Annotated in this window: 27 protein-coding genes and 1 pseudogene; 15 read left to right on the top strand and 13 right to left on the bottom strand. The window is 60.7% G+C overall.

The features are described 5' to 3' along the window. Positions 1-40 precede the first annotated feature (40 nt). From EX00_RS22550 to EX00_RS22540, 4 genes and pseudogenes are all read right to left on the bottom strand, one after another. Positions 41-1,549 carry a protein adenylyltransferase SelO gene (locus EX00_RS22550; RefSeq protein ID WP_047463169.1) on the bottom strand — a complete coding sequence of 503 codons (1,509 nt, stop codon included), beginning with the start codon at positions 1,547-1,549 and terminating at the stop codon, positions 41-43. A gap of 95 nt (positions 1,550-1,644) precedes the next feature. Beyond that, the gene (locus EX00_RS22545) at positions 1,645-2,082 is read right to left on the bottom strand and encodes a VOC family protein (RefSeq protein WP_047463166.1); all 438 of its coding nucleotides are present in this window, start codon (positions 2,080-2,082) and stop codon (positions 1,645-1,647) included. Between the two features lie 50 nt (positions 2,083-2,132). After that, a pseudogene (locus tag EX00_RS31245) lies at positions 2,133-2,231 on the bottom strand (DUF1697 domain-containing protein); the annotation flags it as partial. 21 nt (positions 2,232-2,252) lie between these two features. Next, positions 2,253-4,346: a S9 family peptidase gene (locus tag EX00_RS22540; RefSeq protein WP_047463164.1), complete on the bottom strand. Its 2,094-nt coding sequence runs from the start codon at positions 4,344-4,346 to the stop codon at positions 2,253-2,255. Positions 4,347-4,639: 293 nt separating this feature from the next. Between EX00_RS22540 and EX00_RS22535 the strand changes: the two genes are divergently transcribed. Beyond that, the gene (locus EX00_RS22535; protein WP_047463161.1) at positions 4,640-5,029 is read left to right on the top strand and encodes a DUF930 domain-containing protein; all 390 of its coding nucleotides are present in this window, start codon (positions 4,640-4,642) and stop codon (positions 5,027-5,029) included. A gap of 7 nt (positions 5,030-5,036) precedes the next feature. On the opposite strand, the gene EX00_RS22530 is transcribed toward EX00_RS22535, so the two are convergent. Further along, the gene (locus tag EX00_RS22530; protein ID WP_047463158.1) at positions 5,037-5,369 is read right to left on the bottom strand and encodes a chaperone modulator CbpM; all 333 of its coding nucleotides are present in this window, start codon (positions 5,367-5,369) and stop codon (positions 5,037-5,039) included. 3 nt (positions 5,370-5,372) lie between these two features. Then, positions 5,373-6,284: a DnaJ C-terminal domain-containing protein gene (locus tag EX00_RS22525; protein WP_047463156.1), complete on the bottom strand. Its 912-nt coding sequence runs from the start codon at positions 6,282-6,284 to the stop codon at positions 5,373-5,375. A 269-nt stretch (positions 6,285-6,553) separates the two neighbouring features. Between EX00_RS22525 and EX00_RS22520 the strand changes: the two genes are divergently transcribed. Beyond that, a complete protein-coding gene (locus EX00_RS22520; protein WP_047463153.1) occupies positions 6,554-7,348 on the top strand; it encodes a polysaccharide deacetylase family protein in 795 nt (264 codons plus the stop codon). Positions 7,349-7,391: 43 nt separating this feature from the next. On the opposite strand, the gene EX00_RS22515 is transcribed toward EX00_RS22520, so the two are convergent. After that, a complete protein-coding gene (locus EX00_RS22515) occupies positions 7,392-8,564 on the bottom strand; it encodes an AI-2E family transporter (protein WP_047463150.1) in 1,173 nt (390 codons plus the stop codon). Positions 8,565-8,663: 99 nt separating this feature from the next. Then, a complete protein-coding gene (locus EX00_RS22510) occupies positions 8,664-9,530 on the bottom strand; it encodes a VOC family protein (RefSeq protein ID WP_047463147.1) in 867 nt (288 codons plus the stop codon). A 330-nt stretch (positions 9,531-9,860) separates the two neighbouring features. On the opposite strand from EX00_RS22510, the gene trhA reads away from it, so the two are divergent. Further along, a complete protein-coding gene (gene trhA, locus EX00_RS22505; protein ID WP_047463144.1) occupies positions 9,861-10,529 on the top strand; it encodes a PAQR family membrane homeostasis protein TrhA in 669 nt (222 codons plus the stop codon). On the opposite strand, the gene EX00_RS22500 is transcribed toward trhA, so the two are convergent. Then, the gene (locus EX00_RS22500) at positions 10,504-11,019 is read right to left on the bottom strand and encodes a hypothetical protein (RefSeq protein ID WP_047463141.1); all 516 of its coding nucleotides are present in this window, start codon (positions 11,017-11,019) and stop codon (positions 10,504-10,506) included. The two genes, trhA and EX00_RS22500, sit on opposite strands and share 26 nt — an antisense overlap. 206 nt (positions 11,020-11,225) lie before the next feature. Between EX00_RS22500 and EX00_RS22495 the strand changes: the two genes are divergently transcribed. Further along, complete coding sequence (locus tag EX00_RS22495; protein WP_047463138.1) at positions 11,226-11,732, top strand: GNAT family N-acetyltransferase; 507 nt, start codon at positions 11,226-11,228, stop codon at positions 11,730-11,732. 9 nt (positions 11,733-11,741) lie between these two features. Here EX00_RS22495 and msrB read toward each other — a convergent pair whose 3' ends face one another. Beyond that, entirely contained in the window at positions 11,742-12,155 is a 414-nt protein-coding gene (gene msrB, locus EX00_RS22490) for a peptide-methionine (R)-S-oxide reductase MsrB (RefSeq protein ID WP_047463135.1), read from the bottom strand. Positions 12,156-12,381: 226 nt separating this feature from the next. On the opposite strand from msrB, the gene EX00_RS22485 reads away from it, so the two are divergent. The 8 genes from EX00_RS22485 to EX00_RS22450 all read left to right on the top strand — a co-directional run bounded on the left by EX00_RS22485 (position 12,382) and on the right by EX00_RS22450 (position 19,306). Then, positions 12,382-14,757, top strand: coding sequence for a putative monovalent cation/H+ antiporter subunit A (locus EX00_RS22485; RefSeq protein ID WP_047463132.1), 2,376 nt, complete (start codon positions 12,382-12,384; stop codon positions 14,755-14,757). Then, complete coding sequence (locus tag EX00_RS22480; protein ID WP_047463129.1) at positions 14,754-15,173, top strand: Na+/H+ antiporter subunit B; 420 nt, start codon at positions 14,754-14,756, stop codon at positions 15,171-15,173. The genes EX00_RS22485 and EX00_RS22480 overlap by 4 nt, the downstream gene beginning before the upstream one ends. Beyond that, the gene (locus EX00_RS22475) at positions 15,173-15,550 is read left to right on the top strand and encodes a Na+/H+ antiporter subunit C (RefSeq protein WP_047463126.1); all 378 of its coding nucleotides are present in this window, start codon (positions 15,173-15,175) and stop codon (positions 15,548-15,550) included. Before EX00_RS22480 ends, EX00_RS22475 begins: the two co-directional genes overlap by 1 nt. A 4-nt stretch (positions 15,551-15,554) precedes the next feature. Further along, positions 15,555-17,123 (top strand): Na+/H+ antiporter subunit D, encoded by a 1,569-nt coding sequence (locus tag EX00_RS22470; protein WP_047463124.1) that lies wholly within the window; start codon positions 15,555-15,557, stop codon positions 17,121-17,123. Beyond that, positions 17,120-17,593, top strand: a complete 474-nt coding sequence (locus EX00_RS22465) for a Na+/H+ antiporter subunit E (protein ID WP_047463121.1) — start codon at positions 17,120-17,122, stop codon at positions 17,591-17,593. The genes EX00_RS22470 and EX00_RS22465 overlap by 4 nt, the downstream gene beginning before the upstream one ends. Continuing rightward, complete coding sequence (locus tag EX00_RS22460; RefSeq protein WP_047463118.1) at positions 17,590-17,979, top strand: cation:proton antiporter; 390 nt, start codon at positions 17,590-17,592, stop codon at positions 17,977-17,979. Before EX00_RS22465 ends, EX00_RS22460 begins: the two co-directional genes overlap by 4 nt. After that, positions 17,979-18,341: a monovalent cation/H(+) antiporter subunit G gene (mnhG, locus tag EX00_RS22455; RefSeq protein WP_047463116.1), complete on the top strand. Its 363-nt coding sequence runs from the start codon at positions 17,979-17,981 to the stop codon at positions 18,339-18,341. Before EX00_RS22460 ends, mnhG begins: the two co-directional genes overlap by 1 nt. A 536-nt stretch (positions 18,342-18,877) precedes the next feature. Further along, positions 18,878-19,306, top strand: a complete 429-nt coding sequence (locus tag EX00_RS22450) for a Ros/MucR family transcriptional regulator (protein ID WP_047463113.1) — start codon at positions 18,878-18,880, stop codon at positions 19,304-19,306. Between the two features lie 74 nt (positions 19,307-19,380). Here EX00_RS22450 and EX00_RS22445 read toward each other — a convergent pair whose 3' ends face one another. Continuing rightward, positions 19,381-19,803 (bottom strand): SufE family protein, encoded by a 423-nt coding sequence (locus tag EX00_RS22445; protein ID WP_047463110.1) that lies wholly within the window; start codon positions 19,801-19,803, stop codon positions 19,381-19,383. Between the two features lie 126 nt (positions 19,804-19,929). Next, positions 19,930-20,391: a DUF5330 domain-containing protein gene (locus EX00_RS22440; RefSeq protein WP_047463832.1), complete on the bottom strand. Its 462-nt coding sequence runs from the start codon at positions 20,389-20,391 to the stop codon at positions 19,930-19,932. Between the two features lie 470 nt (positions 20,392-20,861). Between EX00_RS22440 and EX00_RS22435 the strand changes: the two genes are divergently transcribed. The 3 genes from EX00_RS22435 to EX00_RS22425 are packed head-to-tail and all read left to right on the top strand — an operon-like array spanning position 20,862 to position 23,616. Next, entirely contained in the window at positions 20,862-22,394 is a 1,533-nt protein-coding gene (locus EX00_RS22435) for a sensor histidine kinase (RefSeq protein WP_404944035.1), read from the top strand. After that, on the top strand, positions 22,366-23,208 hold the full coding sequence (locus EX00_RS22430; protein ID WP_047463107.1) for a peptidoglycan-binding domain-containing protein: 843 nt from the start codon (positions 22,366-22,368) through the stop codon (positions 23,206-23,208). Before EX00_RS22435 ends, EX00_RS22430 begins: the two co-directional genes overlap by 29 nt. Positions 23,209-23,256: 48 nt before the next feature. Next, the gene (locus EX00_RS22425) at positions 23,257-23,616 is read left to right on the top strand and encodes a DUF1491 family protein (protein ID WP_047463104.1); all 360 of its coding nucleotides are present in this window, start codon (positions 23,257-23,259) and stop codon (positions 23,614-23,616) included. A 95-nt stretch (positions 23,617-23,711) separates the two neighbouring features. Here the strand turns inward: EX00_RS22425 and EX00_RS22420 are convergent, their stop codons facing one another. Beyond that, positions 23,712-24,740 carry a DUF2336 domain-containing protein gene (locus EX00_RS22420; RefSeq protein WP_047463828.1) on the bottom strand — a complete coding sequence of 343 codons (1,029 nt, stop codon included), beginning with the start codon at positions 24,738-24,740 and terminating at the stop codon, positions 23,712-23,714. Positions 24,741-24,963: the final 223 nt, after the last annotated feature.

The raw sequence follows: 24,963 nt of genomic DNA, 5'->3' as shown, positions 1-24,963 counted from the left end.
GCCTTCATGTTGTTCGAGAACTTCAGGCGACGGGATATGTTTATGTTCCGCAGAAAGTCTGCAGCACCCGCTCCGCCGGCTTCGGCGGCTCTGCATAGGGTGCAAAGGCCGGCTGGTCCTCATAGGGCTTGGCAAGCACGGTCAGCAGCGCCTCAAACAATGAAAAATCATCCTCTTCGACGGCAGCCGCGATCGCCTGTTCGATGCGATGGTTGCGGGGGATGAAGGCCGGGTTGACGCCGAGTATCGCCTTTGCGCGCGCGGCCGGCGATTGCGGGTCGCGGCCCAGCCGCTCGCGCCAGAGCGCAAGCCAGGGCGCGACGGATTGCGGATCCTTGAAACTGGCGGCAAAGGCGGCCTCGTTGTCGTCGCTTGCTGCAAGCGAGCCAAGCCGTCGGAAGGTCAAGGTGAAATCCGCCTCCTGTTCCTGCATCACCGCCAGCAGCGACTGGATGAGATCAAGATCGCTGTCTTCTTCTGTTGCGAGGCCTATCTTCTTGCGCATTCCGGCAAGCCAATAGGTCTGGAAGCGCTCGCCATAGGCCTTGATTACCCCATTCGCCAGTTCGACGGCGGTATCGAGCGTCGGATCGATCAGCGGCAGCAATGTTTCGCCGAGCCGCGCGAGGTTCCACTGGCCGATGGCCGGCTGGTTGGCATAGGCGTAGCGGCCCTGCCGGTCGATCGAGGAAAAGACCGTGGCCGGATCATAGGCGTCCATGAAGGCGCAGGGACCGAAATCGATCGTTTCGCCGGAAATGGTCATGTTGTCTGTGTTCATCACGCCATGGATGAAGCCGACATGCAGCCAGCGCGCGATCAGGGATGCCTGCCGGTCGGCCACGGCTTCGAGCAGCGCCAGATAGCGGTTTTGGCGATCCTTGATCTCCGGATAATGCCGCTCGACGACGTGGTCGGCGAGGATGCGCAGATTATCCGTATCGCCACGAGCGGCAAAATACTGGAAGGTGCCGACGCGGATATGGCTTGCCGCGACACGGGTAAAGACAGCGCCGGGCAGCGCCTCCTCACGATAGACCGGTTCGCCGGTGGTAACCGCCGCCAGCGCCCGTGTGGTCGGAATGCCAAGCGCATACATGGCTTCGCTGACGATATATTCGCGCAGGACCGGCCCGAGGGCTGCTCGTCCGTCTCCACGCCGCGAAAACGGCGTCGGCCCGGCGCCCTTCAGCTGGATGTCGCGGCGCCTGCCGTTGCGGTCGATGACCTCGCCGAGCAGGATCGCCCGGCCATCGCCAAGCTGCGGCACGAAACCACCGAACTGGTGGCCGGCATAGGCCATGGCAACCGGCTGGGATCCCGGCAGCAGCGCGTTGCCGGAAAGGATCGCTGCTCCATCCTGTTCCAGAGCCTCGGCGTCCAGCCCGAGTTCCTGCGTGAGCGCCGCATTGAACTTGATCAACCGCGGCGCCGCAACCGGCGTCGGCGCCTGTTCAGCGAAGAACTGCGGCGGCAGGCGCGCGTAGCTATTATCGAACGGTATGGACGGTGCCTCAAGCACCGGATTGTCGCGGAGAGAAGAGCTCATAAGGTTAAGGTAGGGCCGACGGCCACGTGGTGCAAGGCGCCTGTCCAAAGTAGGAAATCATCCGACTTTGTCCCACCAAACAGCCGACGGCACGCTCAGCTGAGTTCTTGGGCGAGTCCGATCAGAAGCCCTTCAGGCCCGCGGATGTAGCAGAGCCGATATGCGTCTTTATACTGCACCACTTCGCCTACGAGCTGCGCGCCGCGTGCGCGAAGCCTTTCAAGCGTGTCGTCGATGTCATCAACGGTGAACATGACGCGGAGGTAGCCCAGAGCGTTCACCGGGGTATTGCGGTGATCCGCGATGACAGGCGGCATGAGGAAGCGGGAGAGCTCGATCCGGCTGTGGCCGTCGGGCGTTCGCATCATGGCAATCTCGACGTGCTGATCGCCCAGTCCAGTGACACGTCCGGCCCATTCTCCTTCGATCGTGGCTCGCCCTTCGAGCTCGAGACCGAGTTCGCAAAAGAAATCAATCGCCCCTCCGAGGTCTTCGACGACGATTCCTACGTTGTCCATCCGTTTGAGCGCCATGTGTCCAATCTCCCCAATCTACAAGGTCCCAATCTACAAGGTATTGTGTAGCGCACATCCGTAAAGCCGATCTCCTCGCAGAGTGCTTTCAACTCCGCCATCGGCAGAGTGCCGGTGCCGCCGATATTGACGGCACGCAGCAGAACGATATGGACCTCCTCCCGAGGCTTTTACATTTTGCCGGCGACCTTGATGGCGAAGCCGTATTCGAAGGCGATCTCTTCCAGCCGCTGGAAGCGGCCCGATGCGCCGCCATGACCGGCGTCCATATTGGTCTTGAGGAGAATCGGCGCGTCGCCGGTGGTCTTCTCACGTAGCTTGGCGACCCATTTCGCCGGTTCCCAATATGTGACGCGCGGATCGGTCAGGCCGCCGAGCGCCAGGATCGGTGGGTAGGGCTTTTCTCCGACATTGTCATAGGGGCTGTAGGCAGCGATCTGCTCGTATTCTTCCTGGCTGTCGATCGGGTTGCCCCATTCCGGCCATTCCGGCGGCGTCAGCGGCAGGGTGTCGTCCAACATGGTATTGAGGACGTCGACGAAGGGAACGGCGGCGATGACGCCGGCGAATTTCTCCGGTGCCATGTTGGCGATGGCGCCCATCAGCATGCCGCCGGCCGAGCCGCCCTCGGCGATGATCTTCGCGTAAGACGTGAATTTCTGTTGATTCAGATAATCGGCAGCTGAGATGAAGTCCTTGAAGGTATTGGTCTTCTTGTCCATCTTGCCGTCTTCGTACCAGGCAAAGCCCTTGTCCTTGCCGCCGCGGATATGGGCGACGGCATAGACGAAGCCACGATCAGCGAGCGACAGGCAGTTGGTGTTGAAGCCGGCGGGAATGGTGACGCCATAGGCACCGTAGCCGTAAAGCAGGCAGGGTGCCGTGCCGTCGAGCGGCGTATCCTTGCGATAGAGCAGGGTGACCGGCACCGTTTCTCCGTCCCATGCCGGCGCGAAGACGCGGCGGGTGACGTAGTCGTCCGGATCGTGGCCGGAGGGAACTTCCTGCGTCTTCAACAAAGTGCGCTCGCGCGTCACCATGTTGTAGTCGTAAAGCTGGCTAGGCGTCGTCATCGAGGAATAGGAGAAACGGATGACGTCAGTGTCGTATTCGGCGGCTCCCTGCAGACCTAGCGAATAGGCTTCTTCGTCGAAGGCGATCGCATGTTCCTCGCCGGAGAGGCGGTCGCGGATGACAATGCGTGGCAGGCCGTCCTTGCGTTCCAGCCAGATGAGGTGGCGGGCATAGGCCATATGGCTGAGAATCAATGTGCCCGGCTTATGGACGACGACATCGCGCCAGTTTTCCTTGCCCGGCCTGTCGACCGGCGTCTCCATGATCTTGAAATCCTTGGCGTCACCGTCATTGGTGAGGATGTAGAAGACATCGCCGCCTTCCGTCATCTCATATTCGACCCCGGTGTCGCGTTCGGCCACCAGCTTCGGTTCGGCCGTCAGGTCCGAGGTCGGGATGAGGCGGTATTCGCTGGTCTCGTGGTCGTGGATGTCGATGAAGATGTAGTCGTCGAGCAAGGAACCGCCGACGCCCATGAAGAAGCCCGAATCCTCTTCCTCATAGACCAGCCGGTCTGCCGATTGCGGCGTGCCCACAATGTGGTGGAAGATCTTCGACGGACGATGGTTCTCGTCCTGTAGCGTGTAGAAGAAGCTCTTGCCGTCGGGCGCCCAGACACCGCCGCCACCGGTGTTCTCGATCACGTCGACCAGGTCCTCGCCGGTGTCGAGATTGCGGACCTTCAGCGTGAAATATTCCGAGCCCTTGTCGTCATAACCCCAGATGCCGTGGCTGTGGTCCGTGGAGTGGTCGATGCCGGAGAGGCGGAAATAGGACTTGCCCTCGTTCTCCTTGTCGCCGTCGAGAAGCAGCTTGCGGTCGCCGCCGTCGCGTGCCTCGCGGAAGTAGTGCGGCTGCTCGCCGCCGGTGACGAAGAGCGTGCCGTAGGAATAGGGGCCATCCTTGACCGGCACGGAGCTGTCATCCTCCTTGATGCGGCCCTTCATCTCGGCAAACAGCAGTTTCTGCAGCTCTTTCGTATCCGCCATAGCGGCGTTCATGTAGGTATTCTCGGCCTCCAGATGCGCGCGGATTTCCGGGTTGAGGATCGAGGTATCCTTGAACATCGCCTGCCAGTTGTCGGCACGCAGCCAGGCGTAATCGTCGCTGCGGGTGATGCCGTGGCGCGTATCCGTGACCGGCTTTTTCGGCGCGGCGGGCGGGGCGGGGAGGTTTTTGAATGAAGACACTGAAGGGCTTTCTCTGGGCTGAAAGTCGGGTATGCGATGAAAGAGAAATAGAGGGCGCTTGGCCGAGGTTCAAGCGGCAATTGCCGGCTCAAGCCTCATGCAAGCGGATGATCCTAAGCTCGTCTCGAGCTGATGATGATGGAAGATCGTGCGCGGGGTTGCCTTGATGTGACCACATTCTTTAACGAAGTCCGCTTAGCGCTGTGTCGACAATAAGTGTTTCTTAGAACCGCTTTCCCCGTGGAACAGACGCAGCCCAGCCCGGAAAACAAACAAATGAGGGACCGGTCTTCATGCTGAAATTCATCGCCATTCTCCTGCCTTTGGCCTCTATCGCAACCTCGGCGCTCGCCGTCGATGCGACCATGAAGAAGGAGCTGGAAAAGCTCGATCCTTCGGAGCGGATGGAGCAGGCTTGCGATGCGGAAGCGATGAAGCGGATCGGCACGGAGAAGACAGGCTTCAAGCCAGACAAGGTGATCGCCTATACCTTCGGCGATCCCAATATGGAGCCGGATTCGATGAATGCCCCCGGCGCCGTCTTCCGCAGCAAGGGCGATTGGTATCATCTCTCCTATAAATGCACGACCGACCCGGAGCACGTCGACGTGCGCAATCTCAGCTTTCAGATCGGCGACAAGGTGCCGCGCGACGCCTGGCAGAAACATTATCTCTACGATTGAATGGCCTTCAGCGCCGTTCTTGACGCTCCAGGCGGGCAAGTTCGGAGAGGATATGTTCCTGCACATCGGGGCTTTGGCGGGAGACGGCATCCGTCAGCTCGCGCAGCGTCGATCTCAGCCCATGAAGCTGATCGACCAGATCCATCACCAGGTCGACGCCGGGCTCGTTGAGGCCCATGGCGTCGATCAAATCGAGGATCAATTGTCCGCGGGCGAGGTCGGCATCGCGAAAATGCCGGCCTTCATTCGTGGTTTCGGGGATGAGCCAGCCCTGGTCGATCCAGACCTCCAGCACCGTGACATCAATCTCGAGGCGCAGACGAAACTCGCTCTCGTTCATGGATCAGCCTCCCATGGTCTTTCTGGGATCATGTGTCTTGCCGGCCTGCCAATCGGAAACGAGAGCGGTAAGCTCGGCATCCGGCGCGTCCGGCAAGACGATCTTCAGTGAAACATAGGCGTCGCCGGCATCTTTGCCACGGACGGGCACGCCTTTGCCCTTCAACCGCAAGACTTTGCCAGTGTTGGAGTTCGGCTGGAGCGTGACGGTCACCGGGCCTGAAGGCGTGGGTACGCGAACCTTGCCGCCGAGCACTGCCTCGATCAGCGAAATCGGCAGTTCCAGCCTGATATCGTCGCCGTCGCGAGTGAAGAAGCGGTGCGGACGCACATGCACCTCGATCAGCGCATCGCCGGGAGCGCCGCCGCCAAAGCCCGGATCGCCCTTGCCACGCAAGCGCAGCGTCTGCCCATCCTTGGTTCCCGGCGGGATCTGCACATCGAGCGCGGGGCCGTCCGGCAGGGTGATCTGCTTTTTCGTGCCGTTGACGGCGTCGAGAAAGTCGACCTCCATGGAATATTTACGATCCTGACCCTGCATTGCGGACTGGCCTCGGCTGCGACGTGAAAAGAAGCTGGACAGCACATCGTCGGTGTCGCCAAAATCGGCGAAGCCGCCAGTGTTACGGTAGGGGCCGCGCTGGCCTTCGTTTGCCGCGTAGTCGCGATAATAGTTGCGGGACGGTTTCTCGGCGCCGCTGCCGTCGATCTCGCCGCGGTCGAAGCGCGCGCGCTTCTCCTCGTCCCCGAGGATGCCGTAGGCCGCGGAGACTTCCTTGAATTTCTCCTCGGCCTGCTTGTCGCCAGGGTTGAGGTCGGGATGCAGTTTTTTAGCAAGCTTGCGATAGGCGCTTTGGACGTCTTTTTGCGGAGCATCCCGTTTTACGCCCAGAATGTCATAGGGATCGCGGCTCATGAATTGTTCCCTTTGGGAGTACAGGAAAATATGCAGATAATGGCAGGCCGGTCTGGTATCAATCGTATTATAGATGAGGGGTCACCAAAGCCGCGGCTGCGGCAGAATGACTATAGACGCATTTCTGATGGGAAATGACCCCCTTGCCGGCAAACCGTCATATTTCCGTCGCCTTGCCGAACGATGGCGGGTGCAAAGGGAAAGGCCTATGGTACCCGCGTGCTTTTTCCGCCAAATTTGATTTTGCTCGATCCGATCGGTGGATACTGATGAACCGCTTTCTGTTGACGTCCGCATTCCTGCTTGCCACCGTGCCGGCTGCCTTTGCCGTTGAGCAGGCGGCAAAGCCTGTGGTCTGGCCGCAGCTTCCGCCGAAGGCGACGGCATCCAACGTCAAGATGGTCGAGCCGCATCTGCACGTCAATCGGGCCGGCAAGGGGGCGCCGCGCATCGCGCTCACCTTCGATGCCTGCATGGGCAAGACCGATCCGCGTATTCTGAGCACCCTCGTCGATCAGAAGATCCCCGCGACGATCTTCGTCACAGCCCGCTGGCTGCGGACCAATCCCGACGCGCTCGCCGTCTTCCTCGCCCATCCCGATCTCTTCGAACTGGAAAACCACGGCCAGAACCATATTCCCGTCGTCGATATCCCGACCAAGGTCTATGGCATTGCCGCTGCCGGCTCGCCACAGGCCGTGGCCCAGGAAGTCAAGGGTGGCGCCGACGCCATGCTTACCGCTGGTATCCCGCAGCCGCGCTGGTTCCGGGGCGCCACGGCAAAATACAGCCTCTCGGCCATCGCGGAGATCCGTGGCATGGGCTACCGCATCGCCGGCTATTCCGTGAATGGCGACAGTGGCTCGCTGCTGCCGGCCAAGATGGTGGAAAAGCAATACGCCTCCGCTAGGGATGGCGATGTCATCATCTCCCACATCAACCAGCCGACCCATGCGGCTGGCGAGGGCGTGGCGATGAGCATCCTGGCGCTGAAGGCCAAGGGCGTGCAGTTCGTCCGTCTGCAGGACATTCCCGAACAGGGCGATGACGACACTACGAATTGAGCGGGCGATCGGCGACGGTCGATCACCAGCCGTGCCGGGATTTTTATTCAGGCAATTGTGGCTGTACCTTTTCCTCGAAGAACAGCTCGTTGACCACGGTCATGACGACCAGGGATAACGGCAAGGCAAGCATGGCGCCGACGGCACCCCACATCCACGTCCAGAAGATGATGGCGAGGAAGACGACAAAGGGATTGAGCTCCCATTGCCGGCCCATGACTGCCGGAAACACCAGGTTTTCCACAGCGAGATGGACGGAGAAGAATGCGATGGCAGGCGCAAGAGCGAAGATGATGTCGTCATGGGTGATGATGCCGGCAATCGCCAGCGCGATCGTCATCGTTGCGATGCCGACGAAGGGCACGAAGCTGGAGAGAAAGGCGAAGACGCCCCAGAGGATCGGCGCACTCAAGCCGCCGACATAGGCGATGATGGTCATGGCGATGCCGAGACCGGCATAGATCAGCGCGGCGGTGGCAAAATAGAAGCCGAGCACCTGTTCCACCGCATTGATGATACGGATTGCCGCCAGACGCGACGTTCGGCTGGAGAACGCCAGGATGATCGTCTTGCGCAGGTTGATGCGGCCGGCGAGGAACAGCAGCAGGGCAGCGAAGAAGATCAACCCCTGGACAATGGCCGGTGTCAGGCTGTTCGTGACAACATGCAGCACATTGCCGGTGTTTTCGAGCAATACGTTGATCGACATCGGACCGCTTTCAAAGGTTTGCGGCGTGATGTGCAGCCATTTGATCCGTTCGAGATAGGGCATCAGCCGGTCGACGGTGCGCTGGAAGACGTCAGGGCCTTCCTGTGCCAACCGCGCCAATGGTCCGGCGAGCGCATTGATGAACAGGAAGATGACCAGCGCCACCGCCGACGACAGGAGGACGGCATTAAGGACGCGCGGAACACCAAGCTTGCTGAGCCTCTCCGCTGCCAGGCCAAGGATCATGCCGACGACGACAGCCAGCGTCACCGGAATGAGGATGATCGACATCATATAGACGGCTGCCAGCGTCAGAATGAGAAAGATGCCGATAACGGCCCAGGCGGAGGCGACATCCAGGCCGTCCTTCTCGAGGCTCTTTGCGGGCGTGGAATTGTTCAATTGCTCGGTATCCGCCCGCAATGCGTCGACCCAGTCGCTGGAGCGTCCTTCACGCGCCGTTGCCGGCTTGCGCTCCTGCTTGCGTGTGCCGCTGGTGGTATCCATCCTGAACAATCCCCGAAGCCCCATTGCCTCTGAATATAAACGCGAAAGGCCCGTTCCAGTTCCGGAACGGGCCTTTGGAAGATCGATCTATGGTTGCGATCAGGCGATCAGATTAAGTCCGATGCCCCAGGGGTCGCGCAGCGAAACGCCGCCGTTGCGCTTCTCGGTCTTGATCTCGTGCACATCAAGTGCTGCGACCGCCTTGTCGAGCGCTTGCCTGTCGTTGAAGCGCAGCGTGTAGTCGGACAGGCCGGTCATATGCTCGGAGCGGACACCGGCGCCGCGGCTGTTCCAGGTATTGGCGCCGAGATGATGGTGATAGCCGCCGGTTGCGAGGAACGTGGCGCCGGGATAGCGCGCCGCCATGATGTTCATTCCAAGCACGTCGCGATAGAAGGCATTTGCCTCCTCGACATCGCCAACCTGCAGATGGATATGGCCGATCGCCGAACCATCGGCCATGCCGTCCCAGCGATCCTGCGGCGCGCTTTCGTAAAGCTTCTGCAGATCGAGCCGCAGTGTCGCCATCTCCACCGTGCCGTCATCGTGGAATTTCCACTGCTCATGCGGCCGGTCCGCATAGATCTCGATGCCGTTTCCTTCCGGATCGGAAAGATAGATCGCCTCGCTGACGATATGATCGGACGCGCCTTCGAGAGCGACGTTGTTTTGCGCCGCATGCCGCAGCCAGCGGGCAAGCTCGACCCGGTTGGGCAGCAGAAAGGCCGTGTGGAACAGGCCGGCCGCCGTCTGCGGCGCGCGCTTGGCGGCGCGATCCGTTGTCAGCGTCAGCAGCGGCTGACCGGCAACGCCCAGCACCTCGCCGCTCGCGGTCTTCTCGATGACCTTCAGGCCCAGCATGTCCTGATAGAAGCGCGACACCAGAGCCAGGTCGCTGACGACAAGGTGTGACTGGCCGACATAAGCGGGGCGTGTCAGCGCATAGGAAGGGGCGGTTTCGGTCATGAGCTTATTCCAATCTCGATGTTCGGAAGAAAGAGGAACCGGCGCGGGCAGCGAAAACGCCGCCAATGGCAGGGCCAGATAGCTTTCGCCGGTCGATATGCCTCTTTAGAGATCCTCTGGCTTGCTGTACTTGACGCTGTATATGGCGGATTTCGATTGTTCACAGAAGACTAGAAATTACGGATTGAGCGTTCGTAATTCATTGACAGCGCACATCACCAGCATGTCTCGCGATTCACGAAGATTTACCAATATGCCGGTCGAACGCGGTTGCCTCGATGCTTCCGAGATGCAACGATTGATGCCGATATGGAATTGGAACGTATACACATGCCCGAATTCAAAGGCATTCGTTGGGCCTATGATCGATATGAAGTGATCGCCGACGGTATCGTCAACGGTGTCGGCGTGGTCTTTGCCCTGATCGGCGCAACCGCACTGATTTTCTATGCGACCGTGTGGAGTTCCCACGGCGAGATTGCTGCTGCCTGGATCTACGGCGTCGGCCTTGTCCTGACCCTTGCCATGTCCTTTACCTACAATCTCTGGCCGGTATCGCAGACGAAGTGGTTCCTGCGGCGTTTCGATCACTCCGCCATCTTCGTGCTGATCGCCGCCACCTATACGCCTTTTCTCGAGCGTGGCGCCGCCGATCCGCTGTTGTTTGCCACGCTGATCGCGATGTGGGTTTTCGCGGCTTGCGGTATCGCGCTCAAATGCTTCTTTCCCGGCCGTTACGACCGGCTGGCGATCCTGCTTTACCTCGCCATGGGCTGGAGCGGCGTGCTGGTCGCCAAGCCGGTGTCGATGCACATACCATCCGCCTCGATGCTGCTGATCGTGATCGGCGGTGTCATCTATTCGCTGGGCGTGATCTTCCACGTCTGGGAGAAGCTACGCTTCCAGAACGCCATCTGGCACGGCTTCGTCATCTCAGCCGCCGCCGTGCACTATTCAGCGGTGTTTACCTGCTTCAGCCTGTCACCGGGAAGCTTTTGACGACCTGCGTCGTCGGCGCGCATTTCTTCGTGGGGTGCAGGCTGCGCACCAGCCGCATGACGACGGCATCGTAGCGCTGCATCGAAGCCTTCGGATAGTCCATCTGGAAGAAGGCGGCAGCGCCATTGCAAAGGGCGACGCCGCGTACATAGATGATGTGGCCTTGCCGGGTGCCTGAAAAGCTGATGCCGCGTGAGGTCGATTTCGAATAGGAGATCTGCCAGCCTTCATCCTTGGCGCGCGCGACACGGATATTGGCTTCCGCCGAAAAGTCGCCGTTGAGGGTATTGGCGCCGAGAACCAGCAGTCGCGCCGACTGATCGGCAGGTGTCAATGTCAGTCCGTTGCCATCGTCACTCCGCGCGGACAGGCGGAATTCCGACGGCAGTTCAATTGCATAGCCAAAGTGCGCATTGTCATAGGACCACCAGTCGGCGGCTTGCGCCGGCGCGACGGAGAGAAATAGGAGGGCGGTCAGTCGCGCGAGCATTGCGGTTTCCGGGAGGCAGGGTCTGTAAACCAACAATGAATAGCGCATTTTTCAGCAGAAATTCCATAGTGATTCTCAGAATGATCGAAAAATAGCGCGAATTCGTTACAGCTTCATTGCGAGCCATGCAGGAATGGCGGATTTACTTCGTCAATATCGCGGAGTAATTCCGCATTCTGTCTCATAAACAACTGGACGACATGATTATGGACCAAGCCGTGCTGCTGCGGGATGCCACCGAGGCCGATCTGCCTGCGATTTGCGAGATCTACAACCATGCCGTCGTGCACACGACCGCGATCTGGAACGACACGCTGGTCGACGTCGACAACCGTATCGAGTGGCTCAAGGCGCGCAAGGCACGGGGCTTCCCGGTCGTTGTCGCCGAGAAGGACGGCAAGGTCGCCGGCTACGCCTCCTATGGTGACTGGCGCGCCTTTGACGGCTATCGCCACACGGTTGAGAACTCCATCTATGTCGACAAGGACCATCGCGGCCTCGGGATTGGCGAGGGCCTGCTGCGCGAGCTCGTCGCCCGCGCTGCCAAGGGCAATGTCCACGTCATGATCGCCGCCATCGAGACCGGCAACGCCGTCTCCATTCGCCTGCATGAAAAGCTGGGCTTCCGCATTGCAGGACAGTTCTCGGAAGTTGGCACCAAGTTTGGTCGCTGGCTGGACCTGACCTGCATGGAATTGCGCATCACGGCCTGAGTGGGCCGTTTACCGTCCCGCCTCGAACTCCATGGCATGGCCGTTGATGCAATAGCGCAGCCCGGTCGGCGGCGGGCCATCGCGGAAGACGTGGCCGAGATGGGCTTCGCAGGCGCCGCAACGAATTTCGGTGCGCACCATGCCGTAGGAATCGTCGCTATATTCCTTGACCGCATCCGGTGATACCGGTGCGAAATAGCTCGGCCAGCCACAGCCCGCGTCGAATTTGGTGTCGGAGCGAAAGAGCGGCGCGTCGCAGCAGACGCAGCGATAGAGGCCAGTTTCGAAAGAGTTCCAATGGGGGCCGGTAAAGGCCCGTTCCGTGCCATGTTGCCGGGTGATGCGATATTGTTCCGGCGTCAGTTGTTGCCGCCATTCGGCATCGGTCTTTTCGATTTTCCATCTGGTCGTCGTCTCAGACATAGGCGCCATCCTTTCCCATTGCCCCACAATACGAAACGTACCCCTCTGTATAATGTGGCGCGGCCTGCTCATTCTTCAATTCCCGGTCGCGGTGCTGAAAAATGATTCCAGTGGGTTAAGTCCGTGTTTTGCCCCGCGGGGCTTGAGGCGGTCCGGCCTTTGGCCTATCCCAAGGTAACGTTTCGGCTTTGCCGGATTCCGCGCGATCGTTCAGCAGGGAGAAGACATGGCCAGTGTCACCGGCCTGACATTCCTGGCTTTGTGTCTGCCCTTTCTCGGCGCAATCATCGCGCCCGCCGCTGTCCGCTATCTCGGCCACAATGCGGCCTGGGCGCTTGCGCTGTTTCCCGCACTCGCCTTTCTGCATTTTGCCGGCTTCCTCCCCGCCATTGCTGCCGGACATAATATCCAGGATGGCTTCGATTGGGTGCCGAGCCTGGGCCTGCGCTTTTCCTGGCTGCTTGACGGCCTGTCACTGACCTTCGCGTTGCTGATCACCGGCATCGGTGCGCTGATCGTGCTCTATGCCGGTGGCTATCTGAAGGGCCATGTCGACCTCGGGCGCTTCTTCTCCTTCATCTTCCTGTTCATGGGGTCGATGCTCGGTCTCGTCGTGTCGGACAGTTTCCTGACACTGTTCGTCTTCTGGGAACTGACCTCAATTACCTCCTTCTTGCTGATCGGCTTCGATCATCAGCGCGAGGCGGCGCGCCGGGCGGCGCTGCAGGCACTGGTCGTCACCGGCGGGGGAGGGCTGCTGCTGCTGGCGGGCCTGCTGCTGATCTGGCAGATCACGGGAGCTGCCGACATGTCCGGTCTGCTGAAGGCGGGCGGCGTCTTGCGCGAAAGCCCACTCTATCTTGCCGCGCTGATCCTGGTCCTCGGCGGTGCCTTCACCAAGTCGGCGCAGTTTCCTTTCCATTTCTGGCTGCCCAACGCCATGGAAGCACCGACGCCCGTGTCGGCCTATCTGCATTCCGCAACCATGGTGAAAGCCGGCGTCTATCTGTTGATGCGCCTCAATCCCGCCATGGGCGGCACGGTGGCCTGGCAGACGATCCTGCCGCTCTTCGGCGCCACGACGCTATTGGTGGGCACGTTGCTTGCCATTCGCCAGACCGACCTGAAGCTGAAGCTCGCCTATACGACGGTCTCCTCCCTCGGACTGCTGGTACTCCTGACCGGCTTCGGCTCCGACTATGCGATCGAGGCGGCCGTGCTCTATCTGGTGGCGCATTCGCTGTTCAAGGGTGCGCTGTTCATGGTCGCCGGCATCGTCGATCACGAGACGGGCACGCGCGACATTACCCGCCTTGGCGGCCTGCGCGCCGCCATGCCGCTGACCTTCGCGGCGGCGCTGGTCGCAGCGATCTCGATGGGCGGGCTGCCGCCCGCCTTTGGCTTCCTCGCCAAGGAGGAAATCTACGTCGCGCTGGCCGAGGCTTCCGTTTGGTCGATTGCTCTGACCATCATTGCGGTCGCTGGCAACGCACTGATGTTCGCCATCGCCTTCGCCGTAGCACTGAAGCCCTTTCTTGGCCCCCCCGTGGAAACGCCGAGGCCGCCGCATGAAGCCCCGCCCTTGCTTTGGCTCGGTCCGGTCGTGCTGGCCATTCTCGGCCTGGTCGCGGCGCTATTCTCCGGCTTTTGGCACGCCTATGTCTCTTCGCCGATGGCAAGTGCGGTCGGGGGAAAGGCCATGGAGATATCGGTCTCGCTCGTTCCGCATATCGGTGTGCCCTTGCTGCTGTCGGCTCTGACCGTGCTGATCGGTGTCTTCGTCTACTGGAAACTCGACCGCGCCCGTTTCCTGATGTCGGTGGTCCTGCGTCACCTCGGGCCGGGGCCGGATCGCGGTTTCGATGGTTTCATCTCCGGGCTGGTACGCCTGTCGCATACCGTTTCGCGTTTCCTGCAGCCCGGCCGACTGGAAATCTATATCGCCGTGACTTTCCTTTGCCTCGCGGTCATGCTGCTGGTGCCGCCGGTAATTTATGGCGAACTGCCGGCCATCCCCTCATGGCCCGACATACAATGGCATGAAGCGGCTATCTTCCTGATAGCCATCATCGGCCTTGGCGCCGTCGTCATGGCCCGTGACCGGCTGACGGCGATCGTTTCACTTGGCATCCAGGGTTTCGCCGTCGCCGTCATCTTCCTGCTCTTTGGCGCGCCGGATCTGTCCTTCACCCAGTTCATGGTCGAGACGCTTTCCGTCGTCATCCTGGCACTGGTGATGACGCGACTGCGCCTTTCCGCCTCCGATCGCCGCCCGCCGTTGCAAATGCTATGGCATGCGATGCTTGCCATAGCTTGCGGCCTCGGTTTCGGGCTGTTGCTGCTGAAGGCGACGCAAGCGCCCTTCGACCTGACGCTGACAGCCTTCTTCAATCAATATTCGAAGCTGATTGCTCACGGCACCAATGTGGTCAACGTCATCATCGTCGACTTCCGCGGCACAGACACCCTCGGCGAAATTGCCGTCGTCACCATCACCGGCCTCGCCATTCTGGCGCTGATCCGCATCCGCGCCGGCGGCGAACGCAAGCTCGCGGCCAATGATCCGGACATGGAAGAGAAGATGGAGACGGAGCGCCCATGAGCACGTTGATCTTCCGCACCGCCGCACCGTTTCTGACCGCCCTGATGCTGCTCTTCTCCGTCTTCGTACTGCTGCGCGGCCATAACGAGCCCGGCGGCGGCTTCATCGGCGGTTTGATCGCTGCCTCGGGCTTTGCGATCTACGGCATTGCCTGCGGTGTGACTGCGGTGCGCCGCGCCCTCGTTTTCCATCCGCTGGCGGTTGCCGGTTTCGGCTTGCTGGCGTCGACGGCTGCCGGGCTCCTGTCGATCTTCTCCGGCGTGCCCTTCATGACGGGGCTGTGGATCTATCCGCATCTCCTGGGCGTCGAAGTGCCGCTCTCCAGCGTCATGCTGTTCGATATCGGCGTCTATCTGGTCGTCCTCGGCGCATTCACCTCGATCGCGCTGGCGCTTGAAGAGCGGGAGGGAGAGTGATGGAGGCTGTCTTTGCTGGCCTCGTTGGGCTGTTCTTCGCTGTCGCGATCTATCTGATGCTATCGGGGTTCTCGATCCGCATCATGCTCGGCATCGCCATTCTCGGAAACGCCGTCAACCTGTTGCTGTTCACAGCGGGACGGGTGACGCGCGAAGTGCCGCCGATCATTCCGGCCGGTGCCGATACGCTCGGTGTGGACGCGGCCAATCCACTGCCGCAGGCGCTGATCCTGACGGCGATCGTTATTTCCTTCTCTTTCCTCGCCTTTCTGCTGGTGCTCACCTACCGGGCCTATCAGGATCTCAAGACCGACAATACCGGCGAGATGCGGGTGGCGGAACCGGACGAGCGGCCAATGCCGCCCTTGGGGTATTAGCGACATGGCGGCACCCGCAAACACCGCTGTCGATCTTTCCGCAGCACTGGTGACTGCGCCGGTAGAGGCGGCGCATTGGCTGGTCATCCTGCCGGTGGTGTTGTGCATCGGGCTTGGCGCGATCTTGATGATGTTGCGCGACCGCACGGCATGGCACGGCTGGATCGCCATTCCCGGCCTGCTCCTGCTGGTGCTGATCGATGCGGCCTTGCTCCACAAGGTCGCCACTGAAGGGCCGATCACCATGGTCATGGGTCGCTGGCTCCCGCCCTTCGGCATTGCCTTCAGCGTCGATCTCTTCAGCGCGATCATGGCGCTAACGGCGGCGGTCGTGGCGCTCGCTGGGGGGCTCTATGCACTCGGCGAGATTACCACGAGCGGCCGTCGCTATGGCTTCTTCCCCTTCCTGCTGCTGCTGCTTGCCGGCGTCAGCGGTGCGTTCCTCACCGGCGACGTCTTCAACCTCTATGTCTGGTTCGAGGTGCTGCTGATCTCTTCCTTCGGCCTGCTGATCCTCGGATCGGAACGCGAGCAGATTGACGGCGCCTTGAAATATGCTGTGCTGAACCTGATCGCCACGACGCTGTTTCTCGTCTCCGTCGGTTACCTCTACGCCATCTTCGGCACGCTCAACATGGCCGATATCGCGATGAAGGCGAAGGTGCCGGGCAACTCAGCGCCGCTGATGACGCTTGCAGGGCTCTTCCTCCTCGCCTTCGGCATGAAGGCTGCGGCCTTCCCGGTCAATTTCTGGCTGCCTGCCTCCTATCATACGCCGCGCATCACCGTTTCGGCACTGTTTGCTGGCTTGCTCACCAAGGTTGGCATCTACGCGCTGATCCGGGTCCTGGTTATGCTGTTGCCGGTCGAGCGCGCCGGTCTCGGCCCGATCACCACGGCGGTCGCCATCGCCACCATGCTTGCCGGCGTGCTGGGTGCGCTGGGTGCGAGCGATCTTCGCCGCCTGCTCGGCTATGTCGTCATCTCCGGCATCGGCACGATGCTGGCGGGCGTGGCGCTTGGTAATGCCGACGGCCTCAGCGGCGCGATCTTCTATGCGCTGCATTCCATGGTGCTGATGACGGCGCTCTATCTGTTGGCGGGTCAGGCGGCGCGCCTCGGCGGCGGTTTCTCGCTGTCCGCGCTCGGCGGGCTTTATCGACAAAGCGGCTGGTTCGCTGGTCTGTCGCTGGTGCTGTTTTTCGCCGCTTGCGGCCTGCCGCCATTTTCCGGCTTCTGGCCCAAGGTTATCCTGGTGAAGGCAGCGCTCGACACCGGCGCCTGGTGGCTCGCGGCCACGATCCTGCTGACCGGCTTCCTTACCACCATTGTCTTCGGCCGCGTCTTCTTGCTCGCTTATTGGCGTCCAAGATCCGCGCCGAATGCTGCCGTCGCGCCGGAGCCGATCGTCTGGCAGGCTGGTTTGCCGCTCGCGGCGCTTGCTGCCCTGGTGATAGGCTTCGGCCTGTTTCCCGAGCAGCTCCTACACCTGACGCAACTGGCAGCCAGCGGTCTTGAGGATCCGTCCGCCTATCTGCATTCGGTCTTTCCGGGAGGGGTGGGGGCACAATGATCCTGTTCGTCTTCAACCTCCTGCTTGCCATCGTCTGGGCCGCAATCACCGGCAGCGCCTCTTTCCTCAATCTGGTGTTCGGCTTCGTCCTCTCCGCGCTTGCTCTGTCCATCGTGAGAGAATCCTATGGCGGCGTGCTGTATCTCGGTCGTGCCAGGCGTATTCTGGCGTTGCTTCTTCTTTTCCTGCGCGAGCTGGCGAAATCCGCATGGGCCGTCGCGGTTACCGTCATGAGCCCGAAGATGGATGTGAAGCCAGGCATCTTCGCCTTTCCGCTGACCGTCGATCGTGATTTCGAGATCGCGCTGCTCGCAAATCTCATCACGCTGACGCCCGGCACGCTCTCGGTCGACGTCTCCGACGATCGCAAGACGCTCTATGTGCACGCGCTCGATTGCTCGGATCCGGAGGCGGTGAAGCGTGGTATTGCCGAGGGTTTCGAGCGCCGGATACTGGAGGCTTTCCGATGATCGCCTCTTCCATCGTTTCCGCCGCCGCCATGGTGGCGCTTGGCATTCTCGGCCTGGCTTTTCTGCTTACCGTCTATCGCGTGGTGATCGGCCCGACGCTACCGGACAGGGTACTGGCGCTCGACATGCTGGTCGCGGTCGCCATCGGTTTCATTGCCGTGATCGCCATCAAGACCGGTTTCACCCTTTATATCGATATTGCCATTTCACTTGGTCTTGTCGGCTTTCTTGCCACCGTCGCCTTTGCCCGGTTCATCCTGACCCATGACACGTCTGACGGAAAAGAGCGACCGGCCTCGCCGACGGTTACGGCGGAGGGCGGCGTCAAGTCGGCCGCAGGCAAAAAGCCGCGCAGGGATGGTCGGCGCAAAAAGGGAGGGCGGTAATGGAATTGGTCGCAGCCGTCATCGTCGCCTTCCTGCTCCTGGCGGGTGCCTTGTTCGCGCTCGTTGCCGCGATCGGCATCGTCCGCCTGCCGGATCTTTATAGCCGGATGCATGCCGCCTCGAAGGCCGGCACGGTTGGCTCGGGCCTGCTGCTTCTGGCGGTCGGTGTCCACTCGCAGGACCTGTCCATATTGGCGCGGGCGCTGGCCGGTTTCCTGTTTTTCGTCCTGACCGCGCCAATCGCCGCCCATCTTCTTGCGCGCGCTGCCCACAAGGCTGGTCATCGGCTGACGCCGCCGTCGGTGCGCGACGAGTTGGTGAAGGATCAGATGGTACGGCATTCTTACAAAACGAAAGGCTAACAAACGCAAGGATTGCTAGAAAAGGAATACAATTCTAGTTGTAAGTTACCTATTTTTGATAGATGAGAATTTTACTAGAAAGTTATAGAATTAAGAACTGGACTTTTGGGTAAAGAGTGCTAATTCACATTTAAGTAGAGTTCTGATGTTGAATTAGTCTCGGCCGGTTTTAAGTGCCCAATGTTCTGATCTTTCTTTCAAGCAACGGCGGGCAGAACTTGCTTCCGATCAAGGATTGGCGGACCTATCTCCGCCAGCACTGATTCTATCATCAAGCGGTATAGAAACGGGTTTCGTCGTACGGCGTCTAGGGGTGGATGTCGTATTGTCGGCACTTTGGCATGTAATGCCCCGTTTTTTGCCGATGACTGCTACGAATATGGACGATACGCGCTTGCGCGGATTGCCCAGTGCATACGCCCAGAAAATCAAAATGGTTTTCGGCAGGATTATGCGCGGATCATGAGGAATGCTGTGTCTTACGCACTCCATTGGAGGTGTAGCGCGGCAAGCAAGCCGATGAACAGGAGAATAAAATGACAGATACGGCCCTTGGCACTGGCCAGGATTTGCTGGTTGAACTAACCGCCGACATCGTGGCGGCTTATGTCAGCAATCATGTAGTCCCGGTCACTGACCTTCCGAATCTGATTTCCGACGTACATTCCGCCTTGAGCAGCACTTCGGCTCCGGCACCCGCCGTTACCGTGGTTGAAAAGCAGAAGCCGGCCGTATCCGTTCGTAAATCGGTACAGGACGATCAGATTACCTGCCTGGAATGCGGCGGCAGCTTCAAGTCATTGAAGCGCCACCTGATGACCCATCATAGTCTTTCTCCGGAAGAATACCGCGAGAAGTGGGATCTGCCGGCCGATTATCCGATGGTCGCGCCCGCCTATGCCGAAGCCCGTTCGCGTCTCGCGAAGGAAATGGGCCTCGGCCAGCGCCGCAAGCGCGGCCGGTAAACTCCCGAACAGACACTCTAAAAAAACCCGGCCTTCGAGCCGGGTTTTTTTATGATGCTTTCGCGCGTCGAAACTTAAGCGGCGGCGCGGACTCTTGCTTCTTCGCGGATGCGCCGGATCATCGAGCGCAATCCATTGGCACGCTGGGAGGAAAGGTGTTCGACGAGGCCGATCTTGCCGAAGACGTCAAGCGCGTCAAGGGCGGCGATCTCCGAGGCCGGCTTGCCGGAATAGGTGGTGAGCACGATGGCCACCAGCCCGCGCACGATATGAGCGTCTGAGTCGCCTTCGAAGGTCAGCACCGGATTTTCCGGATCGCCCGACGCATGCGTCACGAGCCAGACCTGGCTGGCGCAGCCCTGCACCTTGTTCTCCAGGGTCCGTTTCTCTTCCGGCAGGTCCGGCAGCATCTTCCCGAGCTCGATCACATAGCGATAGCGATCCTCCCAGTCGTCCAGGAAGGAGAAATCCTCAATGATCTGCTCAAGCGTCGCCATTATGCCGGTCCAATTGTCTATCTGCTTGCATATAGGTGAAATGGCCGATGATTTGAACCCGTGGCAAAAAAAGAACGCCGTGAGCGATGGGCTGGCTCACGGCGCGCGGTCATCGATACGAATGGATCAGGTCCGGGGCTTCGGCAAGGGCACCGGAATGAAAGAGGGCAGCTTGACCGTGCCGGTGATGACTGCATCCGCAGTCTGGGTGCCGGTCACGCGCTTCGGAGGCATCGGCTGCGCTTCTGCGGCTGCCTGCTCATGGCTGGCGGCGGGCGTCGTCGCGGCCTGTTCGCCGGGCTTCTGATCCTTGAAATGCTGGCCGAGCAGGTCATAGGCAACGCGGGCGCCGTCACGAGCCTGGTAGCCGAGCGCGGTCAGCGTTTCGCCGCCCTTCAGGCAGACCTCTGGCTTCTCAGAGCACATGGAGCCGACATATTGCATCACGCCGGAGGCAGCCGAAAGTGCGTCGGAAACCTGTACCTGCGGCTCACCCGCCGGTCGGGGATCGCCCTGCGGCTTGGCGAAGATCGGCAGGAACATGAGAACCAGCGAAAACCAGAACCCTGTCCTAATGAGAAACCACATTGCCTTGCCCATCCTGTGCTTCGTTCGGTGTTGCCACCGATTCGAATCCGTTGATCCGACGTTGCTCAGACCCTATCCGGCAGAGGACAACATCGCTTTTCAAAACTTGGATGTATTTTCGGCAAATTTGATTCAAGTTTTAGCTTTCGGAATTTGAAGCCTATTTAGCTTGAATTGTAGCGATTGCTGTTAAGTATGTCTCGGCCGATCTGCTTGATCTCTAGGGGATTACGGGCGCCGGCCATGCTCCAAAAGTTAACACGCGACGGAAATCTAAATAAAATCCGTTGCTTACCCGCTGTTAACCACAAAACCCAAAGGTCTCGCCAAGTGCGCCAAAACGGGATTTTCGGGCTTTTTCGGCCGATCCGCGCGCTTGTTCTTTATTCTTTCCTTAAGCCGCCAGAGCCTATTGTGGGCCTGGATAAATGACCGTTTGTGCGGGTTTTGGTGTGCGCGTATTGAGTAACATGGCTGGCAGGGCTGGAGCCCTCGTGGACCGGACGGGCGAAAGCTGGCTGTCCCGGACAAGCGGGAATGGCGAAGTCCGTGAACAGGAATTGGCGATCCTGCGCCGGCTCGCACTCGCCTCGTCCGTGGCGCTCGTCGCCGTTCCGGCAGGACTTTCCTTCATCACCAGCCCGGCCGTGGCGCTGCCCGTCGGCGTTGCCACGGTCTGCGCCGCTTTCCTGTTTTCCGCCGTGGGCAGCATCGCCCTGTCGCGCCAGCGGCCCGCTTCCGATGCCGTTGAGGCTGTCGTCGTCGAGCATCGCGACCTGATGCTCGAAGCCGCCAGTGGCCTCGTGCTCCTGTTTGATCCGCAGGGCAGCGTCACCACTGTCGGCGGGCGCGATCGCGCCGAATTCCTGAGCTGGATGCGTGATCCTGCCGGCCGGGGCTTCATCGAGCAGGTGCATATCTCCGACCGCATCCTCTTCCTGCAGGCCGTCGATACGCTGCGACAGGGCCGCGACGCCCTCGGCGTTGATCTGCGTCTGGAGCGCTCGGCAGTCATCGAGGGTACCAATCAGTTCATCCATATCCGCATGGAGATGAGCGCGCGGCGTGACAACGAAGGCCGGTTGACCACGATCGTCAGCCAGTCGCGCGATATTTCCTATGATCAGCAGCTTCGCGAGGAAGCGGCCCGCAAGACCGCGGAAGCGGAATCGGCCAATGATGCCAAGTCGCGCTTTCTGGCCGCCGTCAGCCACGAGTTGCGCACGCCGCTCAATGCCATCCTCGGTTTTTCGGATATTCTGAGCGGTGAGTATTTCGGCAAGCTCGAGAACGACCGCCAGCGCGAATATGTCGGTTTGATCCGCCAATCCGGTGGGCATCTGCTCTCCGTGGTCAACACCATGCTCGACATGAGCAAGATCGAGGCCGGACGCTACGAACTTCTGCTCGAGCCTTTTCCCATCGAAGCCTCCATCGGCGCTTGCGAAGCCATGCTGGCGCTGCAGGCGAAGGAGAAGGGGCTGACGCTGACGAGCCGCGTGCAGCGTGGTCTGGGCGATATCGTCGCCGACCAGCGCGCCATCCAGCAGATCCTCATCAACCTCGTCGGCAATGCCATCAAGTTCACCGATGCCGGCGGGGCTATCACCATCGACGCGGCGATGGCTGACGGCATGCTGAAGCTTTCGGTCAGCGATACCGGCATCGGCATCGCGACCGACCGGCTCGCCTCCCTTGGTCAGCCCTTTGTGCAGATCCAGAACGATTATACGCGCCGTTACGCCGGCACCGGCCTTGGCCTGTCGCTGGTCAAGGGACTGGTCGGGCTGCACGGCGGCAGCTTTGCCATCGCCAGCGCGCCGGGCGAGGGCACGGCGATTACGATCCTTATCCCGCTCGACGGTTCCGGCGCGGTGGTGCAACAGCCTGTGGATGTCAACCGAACGGTCGATTTTCCGCCACGTCTGAAACATAATCTGGAGATGAATGGAAAGCGAAAAGAGGAAGAGATGAATGGCCCCGCAAAAGCGAAAATCGCCTAAGGGAAGGGGCAAGGGCAGGCGCAAGCAGCCTGGCCTTGCATCCCGAGGGGCGGTTGCCGTTGGCAGCCTTGGCCTGCGCGGAGCCGGCGCGCTAGGTGGCCTTGGCGTGCGCGGCGGCGGTGCATTGGCCGGGTTGCTTGGCGGCGCTGTCGGTCGGCATCCGGCGGCGGCCGGCGGCATCGCGCTCTTTTTCGCGGTCTTCGGTTTCGTCACCGCCAACGCGCTCTGGTATCAGGTGGGCACGCACCCGTCGCCGCTGCTGCGCACCCGCGACGCCGGCGCGCCCTATCAGATCCCCGGTCGCAAGCCCTTCCTGAGCGGGCAGCAGGCCGATGCCGGCAATGTCACGACGTTCCGCATCGAGCGCCAGGACGGCGATACGAAAAGTGTCCCCGCCTCCGGTCAGCAGGCTGTTTCTTCGGCCGCCACGGGTCAAACCGCCAACCCAGCAACTCGTGTGGTCAGCAAGCCGACGGTCGCCGCCGTCCCGGCGGATCGGCCGATCAATATTTCCTCTACAGCGTCGGCAGTCGATCCCGTTGCCGCGGCCATCCAGGGTGCTGAGAAGGGGCTTGGCAAAAGCGGAACCACGCCCAAAAGCGCACCGAGCGATGCGGTCAATACCGTCAACATGGTGATGCAGATCCAGAAGGGCCTGAGCAACATCGCCTATAGCAATGTCAGCGTCGACGGCGTTGCCGGCGAGCAGACCAAGGCCGCTATCCGCCGCTTCCAGAAGCATTACCGGCTGCCGGAAACCGGCGAGCCCGACCTGGCTGTCCTGAAGAAACTGCAGGATATCGGCGCGCTTTGATCCTCGCCGTCAATTGCCTCGCCTTTCGCCGGCGGCTATAGCTCAGCCATGAGATTGCGCAGCGACATCTTCGTTTCCGCCCTGACCCGTCGCCTTTTTTCCCGCGGCGACTTCGCCGCTGTCGAGCACAAGGGCTCGGAGGAGGCCGGAGCGATCTTCATTCGCCAGCGTTTTCGCGATGGGCTGGAGACGCTTTATGCCCCCGCGCCGCAGAGCTTTTTCGAAAATGAGGAAAGCGGCGCGCGCCTGTTTGAAATCCGTATGGATCGCAAGGAGCCCGAAGCGATCAGGCATATGCTCGATCGCGAGTTGAAATTCGATCCTGATCTCTGGATCATCGAGCTGGAGACGGATGATATCGCCGATATCGTGCCGCTGACCGACCAGCGCATTAATCCGCTCGACTGAGGATGGGGTCTGGAGCAATTCCAAGAAAAGTGTGCCGCGGTTTTCTGTCCGGAATTGCGTAGAAACAATGAGCTAGAGCACTTCCGTGAAGCGCTCTAGCGCCGGCTGACAACGCGCAATTCGCGGATCGGAATTTCCCTGTTGCCGAAGAGGGGCGCATTCGATTGCGGAGCGGTCTTCTGTTCCGGCGGCAGGTAGGTGTAGCTGTCGGCGCGGCGCCAGGCTTCGACGCGGGCGTGGCTTTCCTCCGCGTCGATGCTGTCCAGCACCAGCCAGGCGCGGCTGACGCTGCCGTGACGCTCGGAAAGATGCGGATAGAAGCGCTCCAGCGCATAGACGGCGTCGGCAAAGCCCATGCCGAGGCTTACCAGCGTTACCGCCAGCTGCTGGCCCGAGGTGTCGATCATGATGCGCTCGGCAAGCCAGTGGCTGGAGGTGAGCGCGTCGGCGAGCGTGGCGGCAAAGTGCTGCGCGTCCCGTTCCCGGGCGAAACGCACCATCAAGGCTTCCTGCGTGTCGGAAAGACTGCGAAGGCCCAGCCGGTCATTGTCGTCGCGGCCGAGATGGCGCGCAACCTGCTTGATCTTCTGCCGCAGCGATTCCTCGCGAGCAATGCGCTCGGCCTCGGGGTCGGGCAAGCTCGTCTCCAAGCGCGGCGCTGGAGCAGCCTCGACGACCAGGATCTCCGATGCGGTCATGCCGCGCTCCGGTTCGGCCTGATGCAGGCCGACAAGGGCGTCGATGACTTTAGGAGATAGGGATGGCCGGCGGACGATGGCCTTGGCATGCGCGGCACCCTGCGTGCGGGCGATGGTGATCAGCGTGTCGTCGTCTATCGCCTGCGAACTTGTCAGAAACGGTGCGGCGATGGCGATTGGCTGGCAGCCGATGAAAAGAGAGACGGCTGCTGGCACGGTCGGGCATTGCGAGAGAGCGGCGACCGCCTGCCGCTTTGCCTCGTCGGTCGATGCCTGGAAGAGGGGGGTGAAAAGTTCGGCGAACTGGCGAAGCTCGGATTTGGACGGGTGATTCATGCCTTCGAAACTGGTGACCGTCGCCATCAGGACCACATCCTTCTTGCGAACTGTCGCAGGCTCTTCCAGATCTCGAAACCGGTCACGCACGCTAACACCCATACTAATACGCGAAACAAAAAGAACGGGAGCCGGATCATCAAACACATGCGACGAGGCGTCTTTCCTCGGCCAAGCCGCAGCGCGCTTGGCTCTTGCGCGCAATCGGTGGTGGCTGTCGAAACGGTCGTATACACGGTCGTCCTGATCTGGCTTTCTTGGAGAGTAAGGTGGGCAGGGTTAATGGTTGGTGAAAACTTTATTAAAATCCAAA

Origin of the sequence: Martinezella rhizogenes (genome assembly GCF_000799715.1) — a bacterium.
GTDB lineage: Bacteria > Pseudomonadota > Alphaproteobacteria > Rhizobiales > Rhizobiaceae > Rhizobium > Rhizobium rhizogenes_C.
Note: the sequence above shows the minus strand (reverse complement) of the source record. Positions and strands in the feature narration are given on the sequence as shown.

What these genes read in the sequence shown, in the direction of transcription:
- EX00_RS22550 (WP_047463169.1), bottom strand. Translation starts at nt 1,549, where the DNA reads ATGAGCTCTTCTCTCCGCGACAATCCGGTGCTTGAGGCACCGTCCATA.
- EX00_RS22545 (WP_047463166.1), bottom strand. Translation starts at nt 2,082, where the DNA reads ATGGCGCTCAAACGGATGGACAACGTAGGAATCGTCGTCGAAGACCTC.
- EX00_RS22535 (WP_047463161.1), top strand. Translation starts at nt 4,640, where the DNA reads ATGCTGAAATTCATCGCCATTCTCCTGCCTTTGGCCTCTATCGCAACC.
- EX00_RS22530 (WP_047463158.1), bottom strand. Translation starts at nt 5,369, where the DNA reads ATGAACGAGAGCGAGTTTCGTCTGCGCCTCGAGATTGATGTCACGGTG.
- EX00_RS22525 (WP_047463156.1), bottom strand. Translation starts at nt 6,284, where the DNA reads ATGAGCCGCGATCCCTATGACATTCTGGGCGTAAAACGGGATGCTCCG.
- EX00_RS22520 (WP_047463153.1), top strand. Translation starts at nt 6,554, where the DNA reads ATGAACCGCTTTCTGTTGACGTCCGCATTCCTGCTTGCCACCGTGCCG.
- EX00_RS22515 (WP_047463150.1), bottom strand. Translation starts at nt 8,564, where the DNA reads ATGGATACCACCAGCGGCACACGCAAGCAGGAGCGCAAGCCGGCAACG.
- EX00_RS22510 (WP_047463147.1), bottom strand. Translation starts at nt 9,530, where the DNA reads ATGACCGAAACCGCCCCTTCCTATGCGCTGACACGCCCCGCTTATGTC.
- trhA (WP_047463144.1), top strand. Translation starts at nt 9,861, where the DNA reads ATGCCCGAATTCAAAGGCATTCGTTGGGCCTATGATCGATATGAAGTG.
- EX00_RS22500 (WP_047463141.1), bottom strand. Translation starts at nt 11,019, where the DNA reads ATGCTCGCGCGACTGACCGCCCTCCTATTTCTCTCCGTCGCGCCGGCG.
- EX00_RS22495 (WP_047463138.1), top strand. Translation starts at nt 11,226, where the DNA reads ATGGACCAAGCCGTGCTGCTGCGGGATGCCACCGAGGCCGATCTGCCT.
- msrB (WP_047463135.1), bottom strand. Translation starts at nt 12,155, where the DNA reads ATGTCTGAGACGACGACCAGATGGAAAATCGAAAAGACCGATGCCGAA.
- EX00_RS22485 (WP_047463132.1), top strand. Translation starts at nt 12,382, where the DNA reads ATGGCCAGTGTCACCGGCCTGACATTCCTGGCTTTGTGTCTGCCCTTT.
- EX00_RS22480 (WP_047463129.1), top strand. Translation starts at nt 14,754, where the DNA reads ATGAGCACGTTGATCTTCCGCACCGCCGCACCGTTTCTGACCGCCCTG.
- EX00_RS22475 (WP_047463126.1), top strand. Translation starts at nt 15,173, where the DNA reads ATGGAGGCTGTCTTTGCTGGCCTCGTTGGGCTGTTCTTCGCTGTCGCG.
- EX00_RS22470 (WP_047463124.1), top strand. Translation starts at nt 15,555, where the DNA reads ATGGCGGCACCCGCAAACACCGCTGTCGATCTTTCCGCAGCACTGGTG.
- EX00_RS22465 (WP_047463121.1), top strand. Translation starts at nt 17,120, where the DNA reads ATGATCCTGTTCGTCTTCAACCTCCTGCTTGCCATCGTCTGGGCCGCA.
- EX00_RS22460 (WP_047463118.1), top strand. Translation starts at nt 17,590, where the DNA reads ATGATCGCCTCTTCCATCGTTTCCGCCGCCGCCATGGTGGCGCTTGGC.
- mnhG (WP_047463116.1), top strand. Translation starts at nt 17,979, where the DNA reads ATGGAATTGGTCGCAGCCGTCATCGTCGCCTTCCTGCTCCTGGCGGGT.
- EX00_RS22450 (WP_047463113.1), top strand. Translation starts at nt 18,878, where the DNA reads ATGACAGATACGGCCCTTGGCACTGGCCAGGATTTGCTGGTTGAACTA.
- EX00_RS22445 (WP_047463110.1), bottom strand. Translation starts at nt 19,803, where the DNA reads ATGGCGACGCTTGAGCAGATCATTGAGGATTTCTCCTTCCTGGACGAC.
- EX00_RS22440 (WP_047463832.1), bottom strand. Translation starts at nt 20,391, where the DNA reads ATGTGGTTTCTCATTAGGACAGGGTTCTGGTTTTCGCTGGTTCTCATG.
- EX00_RS22435 (WP_404944035.1), top strand. Translation starts at nt 20,862, where the DNA reads ATGGCTGGCAGGGCTGGAGCCCTCGTGGACCGGACGGGCGAAAGCTGG.
- EX00_RS22430 (WP_047463107.1), top strand. Translation starts at nt 22,366, where the DNA reads ATGGCCCCGCAAAAGCGAAAATCGCCTAAGGGAAGGGGCAAGGGCAGG.
- EX00_RS22425 (WP_047463104.1), top strand. Translation starts at nt 23,257, where the DNA reads ATGAGATTGCGCAGCGACATCTTCGTTTCCGCCCTGACCCGTCGCCTT.